This is a genomic window from Jutongia sp., from assembly GCF_057878315.1.
Genome location: NZ_DBLXSO010000065.1, coordinates 1 through 10,826 on the forward strand (window position 1 = coordinate 1; position 10,826 = coordinate 10,826).

Sequence of the window (10,826 nt, forward strand, 5' to 3'; positions counted from 1 at the left end):
AAAGCAAAGATTTTTCGGAAATCCTACTGATCTGCGTCAATTTTTTAGTCATAGTTCACGGATCAAGTGATTTCTCAGGCAAAATTGATATTTTATTTTCCAGACATAAGAAATATTATGGGCATACATCAATTTGAGGTATGGGCAGTCTTAGTTATATATTTTTTCTCATAAAAGAACGAGTTTCACAATTGAAACTCGTTCCTGAAATAAAATATCAAGTTATTCCGAATGGCGGTTCATAAAGCGTTCCCATGTCTCCACGTCATGTTTTGCCGATACTTTTGCAAGATATGTTCTATCGTTAGCATCCAGATAGATCTCATACTGATACGGAAGTGCTTCATCTCCTGTATCCTTACGCAGGATCTGATACACGGCACCTCCAACCATATCCTCCATCCACGCATCATACTCTTCGGAAAGAAGCACCCGGTCGTCCACACTCTTCGTAAAATTGCCGTCAGCATCATAGAGCTTAAATCCCTCCTCCAGGATCTCATCTACCTGCACATGCTGCAGCTGTAGCGTAAGCTCGTTGGTTCCCATTTTACGAATGTCACGGTTGCAGGAATTGTCCGGCAAGATCGTCACATAGCCAAGCTCCAGATACCAATGTCCTCTCTCTTTGCGTATCGCCTCAACATCGGCATTCTGAAATTCAAAACTGCCCCATTCGTCTACCGTACGATATCCCATGCTTTAAACCACCTTTCTTTTATGATAAATAGTGATGTCATCGGGAACAAATGCTATGCTCCGGAGGATTGCTCCTCTATCGCTATTAGTGATGGAACAGACGGATTCCCGTAAAGCTCATCGCAATACCATGCTTGTTGCAGGCTTCAATGACCTCTCCGTCACGGATAGATCCACCCGGCTGTGCGATATACTTCACGCCGCTTCTGAATGCACGCTCAATATTATCGCTGAATGGGAAGAACGCATCGGAGCCAAGCGTTACATCAGTTGCCTTGGAAAGCCATGCCTCCTTCTCCTCTTTTGTAAATACCGGCGGCTTCTCGGTGAATACTCTCTCCCACTCGCCGTCAGCCAGAACGTCCATATAATCTTCACCGATATAAAGGTCGATCGCATTGTCGCGGTCTGCTCTCTTCATACCATCCTTGAACGGAAGGGAAAGCACCTGCGGAGACTGCCTTAACAGCCAGTTATCTGCCTTGCTTCCGGCAAGTCTTGTACAGTGGATTCTGGACTGCTGTCCTGCTCCGATACCGATTGCCTGTCCATCCTTAACAAAACATACGGAGTTTGACTGTGTATACTTCAGGGTGATCATTGCGATTGCCATATCAATCTTTGCAGAATCCGGAATCTCCTTATTCTCGGTAACCACATTGCTGAAGAAATCCTTGTCGATGTTTAATTCATTTCTTCCCTGCTCGAAGGTAATGCCGAATACTTCCTTATGCTCGATCGGATCCGGCTCATAGTTCTCATCAATCTTGATGATCGCATAATTGCCCTTTTTCTTTTCTTTAAGGAGTTCCAGAGCCTCCGGCTCATACCCCGGTGCAATGATACCATCGGAAAACTCTCTCTTGATCATCTTTGCCGTGCAGACATCACATACATCAGACAGTGCGATGAAATCACCGTAGGATGACATTCTGTCCGCGCCTCTTGCTCTTGCATATGCTGCCGCAAGCGGTGTCAGCTCACCAAGATCATCAACCCAGTAAATCTTTGCAAGAACATCAGAAAGAGGAAGACCGACTGCTGCACCGGCAGGAGATACATGCTTAAAGGAAGTCGCTGCCGGAAGTCCGGTTGCCTTTTTCAGCTCGCGGACAAGCTGCCAGCCGTTAAATGCGTCAAGAAAATTGATATATCCGGGCTTACCGTTGAGCACCTCAATCGGAAGCTCGCCATCCTTCATATAGATTTTTGATGGTTTCTGATTCGGGTTACATCCATATTTTAATTCTAATTCTTTCATCGTATTGTTCCTTTCTGACTATTTATTCTTGTTGACAATGCATGAAGCCGCCTCGCCTGTGGCGATATCAATATAACGTACAAATAATGACACCTTGTTGTCCTCATTCAGACTGTTCCAGAGCATATCCGTAAACTCGTTCATGTCGTCATACATCTCTACGAGCTTTGGCTCACCCTCAAAGCTTGGGAGCGGATTGCCGTCTCCCATATAAGTATGAATGAAATGTCCCTCTCCCGCAACCGGGTCGCTGTAGGCAAAGGTATAGCGGCAGCATGCATCCGGGTTACCATTGTTGCTTTTCAAGATAGACATTGCGTAATTGTAGGAATCGTTCTCCACATGCATGATACCTGAGATACGTGGTGTGTAGTTTGGTGCATCCGGCTCAAACTCTCTTGTACGCAGTGCCTGCTCAAATGTCTGCTGCTTGTCCATCAGCTCATAGATCGTATCGGTCTGGTCACCGTTCGTCACGATCGTTTTATTGCCAAGCACACGAACCGGTGCATAAATGATCAGACTTGGATCACTCAGCTTGGATGGATCAAATGCCTGTGTACGGATTCCATCGCCGTCCTCCACGAAAACACGGTTTCTGCTGTTCTCACTTCTTCCCATAATAAAGTAAGCGGTAACGGCATACTTTCCGTTCGGAGTCTTTCCGATAACGATTCCTCTGCCAGGGTAAGCATTTCCTGTCAGTTCCTGTTTCAATGATAACTTCTGCATAGCATGCTCCTTTCTAAAATCCGGTATTACTTTTATAAATATAATGCAAAAAACCGTCTGAACAACCCCAATGCGGCTGCCCAGACGGTCGGCTTTTCATATTCCTCATGCTTCCCACAGGTACTCCTGCTGATTCCGTCAGTCACATGAAGCTCTCTTTCTATACAAGAATAACTGATTCTGACCAATTTGGCAAGCGAAATCTTTTGATTCGTCTGCAAATATTTTATTATTCGGCAGAACCCGGCTTCGCATTGTCCTCCATTGCCGTGATCACCCACGCACCATCTCTCTTTTCACAGGTATAACAATAACTTTGTCTGACAATCTTTTCCGATGCATCTGCATAAAATACTTTTATTTGTTCCTTTGAATTGATCTGTATCGTAAGATCATTCGTGATCCTGACCAAATCAACCTCACACTGCTTCGCTTTCTCGCGAATCCCCCGCTTGTGATAATTCAGCGCAAGTGCTTTCTGCTGCCGGTAAACCTCGCTGTCCTCTGCCAGCACCTGCTTTAACCGACCTGTCTTACCGCTGTTGATCGCACTTGTAAACGTCTCCACATAGCGTTCAAACAGCTTCTCGCATTGTCTGGCATCCTCGTCCGTCATCAGACGCTGTGCTGCGTTCGTATTCATGCCCTGCGCGGACACCTGCACCAGAAAGCTTCCCCCTGCCGCTGTATTAAAAAGCGGTCCTGCTTTCGGTGCATTGCCGGAAAATTCCGACAAACGCTGCATCCATACCGGATTGGCAAATATACCTGCATCTGCCGGCTGCAGCTGCGCAGCACTGACACAATTCGAAACGGCTGATGCATCACTTTCCCCACGACCGGATGCCGCCATGCCAATTCCTGTGCTGCAGGTCAAAAGCACTGACACGCATACCGTCACTACCACCGGAATCATAATCCACCTTGAGACGCGTGCCGGATTACTGATTGCAAGAATCCTGCGCTGCATCTCTCTTCCCTTACGGCTCATCGGCATAAATGAATATCGGAAATCGCTCCAGTGTCTCTCCCCGGCGATCTGTATCAGAAGAGAACCATACTCAAAGCGTTTTTCCTCCCCAAGACGTCTTATCACAGCCTCATCACAGAACAGTTCTGCATCCTTTTTGGAGCAGCCTGCCGCAATCCATACAAACGGATGAAACCAGTATACGGACACTAACGCGATCCGAAGCATCGCCCAGATATAGTCTCTGTGCAGATAGTGCACATACTCATGCGTGATCATCTGCTCCACTGCTGCTTTCTCTTCCCCCAAAAGCGACTTCGGCAGATAGATCACCGGATGAAAAACGCCATACAGACACGGTGTTTTCAGGACCTCTGTCGAATACACCTGCACACGTCCACACCGCTTCACAAATGCTCTGTTCCTCACCAGCCGGTGTATCAGACTTACATTGGACCATACAAAGAAGCAAAGGATCATGCCGAAAATACTGAGCCAGCCAATCCCAAGAACACGTTTCCATGGCACATGTACCGTCCATGCCATCCACGCTCCCCGTACAGGTTTCCCCGGCTGCACGGAAGCACTTTGCCCGCTTGTGCTTTGCTGATCGTTATGTACCGTCTGAGTCTGTCCGGCAGTCGTTGCATTCCGATAGGAGGACACGGTCACTGTCCCCGCCGGCGGATCCTTTAATAACACATTCTGCTCTGCCGTCCCCCGTTCATTTCGGCTGTCTGTGCGCCCCTGCTGCCAGCTTGTGACAGCACCGGATACCATATTCCCGATTCCAAACGGTGTCCGTATCACATTGACCGGAACAAGAAACCGCAGTGCCACAACAAACCAGAGAGCATATATCATGCCATAACGAATCTTTCCCATGAAAGCTTTTCGAATCCCAAGGATCATCAATACCAGTATTGACGATTCTAACATCCATAAACAAAAGCCTGTCATTCTCTCGCCTTTATCCTTTCCTCTTTGTCTTCTGCGTCTTTGTCTGCGCTGCCTTTAAAATCTCCTGCAGCTCCAGAATGTCCTCCTGCGACAAATCATTCTGTCGGACAAGCGCACTCATCATCATCCCGACGCTGCCATCGTAGATGCGCTGCAGAAAATCTCTCGTCTCCTGAACAACAACGTCCTGCTTTTTTACCTTCGGGAAGAAATATTTGGTCTTGCCATTCTCCTCGTAGCCGATCAAATCCTTCTCTGTCATGCGGCGCACCATCGTTGCACTTGTGCTCTTGCTCCAGCCTGCGCTCTCCTTTAAAAGGGGAACAAGCTGCATCAACGACAGATGACTTTTCTCCCAGAGGCAGTTCATCACATACCACTCACTGTTTGTTACCTTTATCTCTTCTTTCACCGGAAACCTCCAAATCTTTTATGTCGTTCTACATTGTCGACCATATTGTAACCCTTTCAGTTTATAATGTCAACCATTAAAATACTAAGACTTCCCATACCTCAAATTGATGTATGCCCATAATATTTCTTATGTCCGGAAAATAAAATATCGATTTTGCCTGAGAAATCAATTGATCCGTGAACTATGACTAAAAAATTGACGCAGATCAGTAGGATTTCCGAAAAATCTTTGCTTTGCAATGCTTTGATAAATACGCATCCGCACGACTGAGCCCCATAGGTGGGCTCAGCTATTTCGGACGGCACGCTCCCGCTACCACTGCACCACGCAGCGGTACATAACGCCCCGGATGTTCGATGGCGTATCTATATCATTTGCAAAATCCGGGGCGTAAGTACCGGCGGGTGCAAGTGCCTTTCGAAACAACTGATTCCCACCTCGGGGCGAGTACGGTAGGATGCGTTGATCGAAAATCAAAGCAGCAAAGCAATCAGATTTTTCGAAATCCGTAAGTGACAAGACAATTTTTTAGTCATAGCTCACGGATTTTTAACATATTGGCAGGCAAAATATGATTTCTAAATAACCGGGCATAAGAAATATTATGGGCGAATTTCCGTCCTTGGTATGGGAAGTCTTAATAAAATATTTTCAAAATACGGTTGACATTTTAAACCAAGGGTTGTATATTTGGGTTTACAAAGTAAATCAACGGGAGGTTCATTCACAATGACGACAACAAATCAAGTACAGACAATGCATCTTCCAAAGCGGAAGGGATTAGATATATTAAAGGGGATTTCGATCATCGGTATCTTTTTGTACCATCTGATCCCCTCCATTTTCCCGGGTGGCTTTCTCGGAGTCCCCCTGTTCTTTGTATTGTCCGGTTATCTGATGTTTATGACAAGCACCTCTTATCTGAACACCGAGACCTTTCCTGTCATGGACTATTACAAAAAGCGGATCAGACGTATCATACCGCCTCTTTTCATCATGGTCATGCTGGTCTGTTGCGCGATGACGCTGATGAAAAGCCGGCAGATGATCGGCATCCGGGAACAGATTTTAAGCATCTTTCTCGGCTACAATAACTGGTGGCAGATTGAGCAGGATGCCTCTTATTTTTCACACCTGACAAACGCCTCTCCGTTTACCCATCTCTGGTTTCTCGGGGTTGAGATGCAATTTTATCTGCTCTGGCCGCTTTTGTTCTTTTTATATAAGAAGCTGTGCAGGCATGCCGGTGCGAAACACGCCTGTTTCCTTTTTGCATTGCTTGCAATCCTTTCGTTTGCCGCAATGCTTATGCTCTATCATCCGGGCAAGGATCCGTCCAGAGTTTACTACGGCACAGACACTATGGGCTTTTCCTTATTTCTCGGAATGTTCCTCGGTGCACTGCGGTACAGCTTTCCAAAGCTTCGTACGTCGAAACCGGCACAATGCGAGGTTCCCATTCTTGCCGGTATGCTTGCCGTTATTTTCCTATTATTCCTGCTGGTATCCGGAAATACACCGCTTCTCTATCTCGGCGGCATGTTTCTGATCAGCATTTTCTTTGCCTTTGTGATCCTCTTTTTTGAGAATCACAAAGCCCTGTTTCATGATCTGCCGCTTTCTGCACAGACAGCATGGCTTGGCAAATACAGCTACTATATTTACCTGTGGCACTATCCGGTCATCGTGCTGATCCTGACCGGACTGCACAACTGACAATCATCTTATTACAAAACGTACTATCATCTTAATGAAAAGGAGACATACTATCATGAAAAAACAGACAAAAACATCAATGAAATATTTTCGCTCTTTTGGAATCGCCCTGTTAGTGATCGGCATCAGCATCGGCGCCTACGGAATCTTCCGTGCGCCATCCTCCGATGCATCCCAGTTAGAAAACGAGCTCATGCAGAATGAACGGGAGCTCGAGAAGGAAGAGGCGACTCCTGCCTATGCTGCCGCAAAGACACCTGCCGCCACCAAAAAGCAGACTGCCGCTCCACGGGTTCCTGATATTCATGAATCCTCCATCACAGTAATCGGCGATTCCGTTTTCCTCGGTGCCGCTCCTTCCTTTAAGAAGCTTTACAAAAATGCCGTCATCGACGCAAAGGTATCCCGCCAGGTCGTACAGGCACTCGACACCGCCAAAAAGCTTCAGAAAAAGGGACGGCTCGGCGATACCGTGATCATCGCACTCGGCACCAACGGAAACTTTAACTCAGCTACCGGTCAGAAGCTGATCGATTACCTCGGGCCGGACCGTACGATCTACTGGATCGATGCTTACGGACGCGACCTCCCGGTTCAAAAGGATGTCAATCAGACTATCCGAAGAGTCGCCGCAGCCAATCAAAACGTCCATGTGATCGCCTGGTCTAAGGAAGGCGGAAAGCATCCGGACTGGTTCTATCAGGACGGCATTCACTTAAACATTACCGGTCAGAAGAAATTTGCCCGCTTCATCAAAAAAAATCTGATCACCGAATAAGATTTCCGTATAAACCGCTTATCAGAAAAACAACTTCTTTTTGCGGCACAGATACAGCGACAGCGCAACAATGCAAAGGCTCAGCAGGACGACTGCCGGATAACCGTATTTCCAGGACAGCTCAGGCATCCTGCGAAAGTTCATACCGTACCAGCCGGCGATCAGCGTAAGCGGCAGACAGATCGTTGTCACGATCGTTAAGGTCTTCATGATCTTATTCTGTCTGATCTCTATCTGTGCCTGATACACCTCGCGCACCTGAGTGGAATATTCCCGCAGCATGATCGCCTCCTGATGAAGTCTTCCGGTCTTTTCCCGAAGCAGGCGCAATGCACGTAGATCTTCCTCTGAAAATGCGCCATAATCATTTTTCATCAGGATATCTGCCATGTCCTGCAACTGCAGATAATAATGTGCATACTTGAGGATCTCCTTTCTGCAACCGATGATCTTTTGTTCAAAACCGGCAATCCTGCCGGAAAGCACCTCATCTTCCAAATGCGTCAGCCTGTCCTCGATCTTTTCAAGATGCAGAAGATCCTTCTGCAGAAGCTGTCCCAGAAACGCCGTCAGTACACTGCCCGTTCCGGCGTTTTCCTGCTCAAAAATCTTTTTGAGGCGGCACAAAAGATTTCCCGCAAGCTCGCCTTCCTCCACCAGATAAAGATGCCTGTCATCAAATACAAAGCAAAAGGCGTCCTCCATCCGCCGCCGGTCAGGAGTAAGATACGTTCCATATAAAAAACGCATATATGCTTCCACCTTACACAGATGGATCTTAGAAGTCCCGAAAACCGCACCATAACCGATAGAGTGCAGGAATCGGGACTTTTCGGTTTCTTTCCGGGTAAGCCTTGCCAGATATGTTTCCTCCGGTGCTTTCTGACACTCCTCCCATGTGACCGGAACAAGCCTGTCTGTAATTTTATAATATTCTGCCATTTTCATCACCTCCTTCTCTAAAGTATTCCCCTCCTCTACAAAATTTTATTGATTTTCGCATCTTTATATGGTATTCTGAAAAAGAGTGGCTTAGATTAGGTCACTTTCAGGAACAGTTTCATAATTTCTGCATTCGCAGAGGATTATTAATCCGTACAAAATTAAAGAAAAGAGGTTAAGAAACATGGCACAAATTGATTTAAGCAAGTATGGCATTACCGGAACTACTGAGATTGTTTACAACCCTTCTTATGAGGTACTCTTTGAGGAAGAGACAAGACCGGAACTGACAGGTTATGAGAAAGGACAGGTCAGCGAGCTTGGTGCAGTGAACGTTATGACAGGTATCTACACCGGTCGTTCCCCAAAAGACAAATTCATCGTTATGGATGAGAACTCTAAGAACACTGTATGGTGGACTTCTGATGAGTACAAGAATGACAACCATCCTGCTACTCAGGAAGCATGGAAATCCGTAAAAGAGCTGGCAATCAAGGAGCTTTCTAACAAGAAGTTGTATGTTGTTGATGCTTTCTGTGGTGCAAACAAGGATACCCGTATGGCAATCCGTTTCATCGTCGAGGTAGCTTGGCAGGCACATTTCGTTACAAACATGTTCATCAAGCCAACCGCTGAGGAGCTTGAGAACTTTGAGCCGGATTTCGTTGTTTACAATGCTTCTAAGGCTAAAGTTGAGAACTACAAGGAGTTAGGTCTTAACTCTGAGACAGCTGTTATGTTCAATATCACCAGCAAAGAGCAGGTTATCGTTAATACATGGTACGGCGGAGAGATGAAGAAAGGTATGTTCTCTATGATGAACTACTTCCTTCCACTGAAGGGCATGGCTTCTATGCACTGCTCTGCTAACACAGACCTTGACGGAAAGAACACAGCAATCTTCTTCGGTCTTTCCGGTACAGGTAAGACTACTCTTTCCACAGACCCTAAGCGTCTTCTGATCGGTGATGATGAGCACGGCTGGGATGATAACGGTGTATTCAACTTCGAGGGTGGATGCTATGCTAAGGTTATCGACCTTGATATCGAGTCTGAGCCTGATATCTACAATGCGATCAAGCGCAACGCTCTCCTTGAGAACGTAACTGTTGCAGAGGATGGAAAGATTGACTTCGCTGATAAGAGCGTAACAGAGAATACTCGTGTTTCTTATCCGATTGATCATATTAAGAATATCGTACGTCCTATCTCTTCTGCACCGGCAGCAAAGAACGTTATCTTCCTTTCTGCAGATGCATTTGGCGTACTTCCTCCGGTATCTATCCTGACTCCGGAGCAGACACAGTACTACTTCCTGTCTGGATTTACAGCAAAGCTTGCCGGTACAGAGCGTGGAATCACAGAGCCAACTCCTACCTTCTCAGCTTGCTTCGGTCAGGCATTCCTGGAGCTGCATCCTACAAAGTATGCAGAGGAGCTTGTTAAGAAAATGGAAGCAAACGGTGCTAAGGCATACCTGGTTAACACAGGATGGAACGGAACCGGTAAGCGTATCTCAATCAAGGATACTCGTGGAATCATCGATGCAATCCTTAACGGCGATATCGTAAACGCTCCTACAAAGAAGATCCCTTACTTCAACTTCGAAGTTCCTACAGAACTCAACGGTGTTGATACAGGAATCCTTGATCCTCGTGATACTTACGCTGATGCTTCTGAGTGGGAAGCTAAGGCTAAAGATCTTTCCGAGAGATTCATCAAGAACTTCGCCAAGTATGAGGGTAATGAGGCTGGTAAGGCACTTGTTACTGCAGGTCCTCAGCTGTAATTATTCCGCAGACATGCGATTGTTTTACAGGTAATATCAAAGAGGGTGTCCCAGATCCGGGATACCCTCTTTTAATGTCTTGCCCTTTTTCATTGTCCAAACTCAAAGAACCGGTTCCGCACATATGCAAAACCGGTTCTTATCATTTACCGAACTCTATATTCGATTATTTATTATCTGGTGTATGCCACTCCCAGTCGCGAACCTCTTCCAGATCCTGACCATACTCAGCGATGTACTGCTTGTGTTCTACAAGCTTATCGTTCATCTTCTGGATCAGATAAGATCCACGGTTGTCAAGCTGTGGCAGATGCATGATCGCATCCTTTACAAGGTTGAAACGGTCGATCTCGTTCTGAACTCTCATGTCGAATGGAGTTGTGATCGTACCTTCCTCCTGATAACCATGAACAGATACGTTCTGGTTGTCACGACGATAGGTCAGCTCATGGATCAGTGTTGGGTAACCATGGAATGCAAAGATTACCGGCTTATCCTTTGTGAAGATTGCATTGTACTCACTGTCGCTCAGTCCGTGTGGATGCAATCTTCACAAAGGATAAG

10 protein-coding genes and 1 riboswitch are annotated in these 10,826 nt (G+C 46.4%); of the genes, 3 read left to right on the plus strand and 7 right to left on the minus strand.

Annotated elements, in window-relative coordinates; translation table 11 throughout:
• Positions 1-222: 222 nt before the first annotated feature.
• The 5 genes from ACZLMD_RS12005 to ACZLMD_RS12025 form a co-directional block, all read right to left on the minus strand.
• On the minus strand, positions 223-699 hold the full coding sequence (locus tag ACZLMD_RS12005; protein ID WP_022305008.1) for a hypothetical protein: 477 nt from the start codon (positions 697-699) through the stop codon (positions 223-225).
• 85 nt (positions 700-784) lie between these two features.
• On the minus strand, positions 785-1,960 hold the full coding sequence (locus ACZLMD_RS12010; RefSeq protein ID WP_022305009.1) for a phosphoribosylaminoimidazolecarboxamide formyltransferase: 1,176 nt from the start codon (positions 1,958-1,960) through the stop codon (positions 785-787).
• Positions 1,961-1,978: 18 nt separating this feature from the next.
• Entirely contained in the window at positions 1,979-2,692 is a 714-nt protein-coding gene (locus ACZLMD_RS12015) for an IMP cyclohydrolase (protein WP_022305010.1), read from the minus strand.
• Between the two features lie 71 nt (positions 2,693-2,763).
• A riboswitch (ZMP/ZTP riboswitch) is annotated at positions 2,764-2,848 on the minus strand.
• Positions 2,849-2,921: 73 nt separating this feature from the next.
• Positions 2,922-4,601 (minus strand): M56 family metallopeptidase, encoded by a 1,680-nt coding sequence (locus ACZLMD_RS12020; protein ID WP_489495799.1) that lies wholly within the window; start codon positions 4,599-4,601, stop codon positions 2,922-2,924.
• Positions 4,602-4,632: 31 nt separating this feature from the next.
• The gene (locus tag ACZLMD_RS12025) at positions 4,633-5,034 is read right to left on the minus strand and encodes a BlaI/MecI/CopY family transcriptional regulator (protein ID WP_022305012.1); all 402 of its coding nucleotides are present in this window, start codon (positions 5,032-5,034) and stop codon (positions 4,633-4,635) included.
• 732 nt (positions 5,035-5,766) lie between these two features.
• Between ACZLMD_RS12025 and ACZLMD_RS12030 the strand changes: the two genes are divergently transcribed.
• Both ACZLMD_RS12030 and ACZLMD_RS12035 read left to right on the plus strand, forming a co-directional pair.
• A complete protein-coding gene (locus tag ACZLMD_RS12030) occupies positions 5,767-6,753 on the plus strand; it encodes an acyltransferase family protein (protein ID WP_489495801.1) in 987 nt (328 codons plus the stop codon).
• Positions 6,754-6,808: 55 nt separating this feature from the next.
• Positions 6,809-7,531, plus strand: coding sequence for an SGNH/GDSL hydrolase family protein (locus tag ACZLMD_RS12035; protein ID WP_482523146.1), 723 nt, complete (start codon positions 6,809-6,811; stop codon positions 7,529-7,531).
• 21 nt (positions 7,532-7,552) lie between these two features.
• On the opposite strand, the gene ACZLMD_RS12040 is transcribed toward ACZLMD_RS12035, so the two are convergent.
• Entirely contained in the window at positions 7,553-8,473 is a 921-nt protein-coding gene (locus ACZLMD_RS12040) for a magnesium transporter CorA family protein (protein ID WP_489495803.1), read from the minus strand.
• A 184-nt stretch (positions 8,474-8,657) separates the two neighbouring features.
• Between ACZLMD_RS12040 and pckA the strand changes: the two genes are divergently transcribed.
• Positions 8,658-10,262 carry a phosphoenolpyruvate carboxykinase (ATP) gene (gene pckA, locus ACZLMD_RS12045; RefSeq protein WP_482523144.1) on the plus strand — a complete coding sequence of 535 codons (1,605 nt, stop codon included), beginning with the start codon at positions 8,658-8,660 and terminating at the stop codon, positions 10,260-10,262.
• Between the two features lie 166 nt (positions 10,263-10,428).
• On the opposite strand, the gene ACZLMD_RS12050 is transcribed toward pckA, so the two are convergent.
• Positions 10,429-10,809, minus strand: a complete 381-nt coding sequence (locus tag ACZLMD_RS12050) for a phosphoketolase family protein (RefSeq protein ID WP_489495805.1) — start codon at positions 10,807-10,809, stop codon at positions 10,429-10,431.
• Positions 10,810-10,826 lie beyond the last annotated feature (17 nt).

What these genes read in the sequence shown, in the direction of transcription:
- ACZLMD_RS12035 (WP_482523146.1), top strand. Translation starts at nt 6,809, where the DNA reads ATGAAAAAACAGACAAAAACATCAATGAAATATTTTCGCTCTTTTGGA.
- ACZLMD_RS12030 (WP_489495801.1), top strand. Translation starts at nt 5,767, where the DNA reads ATGACGACAACAAATCAAGTACAGACAATGCATCTTCCAAAGCGGAAG.
- ACZLMD_RS12015 (WP_022305010.1), bottom strand. Translation starts at nt 2,692, where the DNA reads ATGCAGAAGTTATCATTGAAACAGGAACTGACAGGAAATGCTTACCCT.
- ACZLMD_RS12010 (WP_022305009.1), bottom strand. Translation starts at nt 1,960, where the DNA reads ATGAAAGAATTAGAATTAAAATATGGATGTAACCCGAATCAGAAACCA.
- ACZLMD_RS12005 (WP_022305008.1), bottom strand. Translation starts at nt 699, where the DNA reads ATGGGATATCGTACGGTAGACGAATGGGGCAGTTTTGAATTTCAGAAT.
- pckA (WP_482523144.1), top strand. Translation starts at nt 8,658, where the DNA reads ATGGCACAAATTGATTTAAGCAAGTATGGCATTACCGGAACTACTGAG.
- ACZLMD_RS12040 (WP_489495803.1), bottom strand. Translation starts at nt 8,473, where the DNA reads ATGGCAGAATATTATAAAATTACAGACAGGCTTGTTCCGGTCACATGG.
- ACZLMD_RS12020 (WP_489495799.1), bottom strand. Translation starts at nt 4,601, where the DNA reads ATGTTAGAATCGTCAATACTGGTATTGATGATCCTTGGGATTCGAAAA.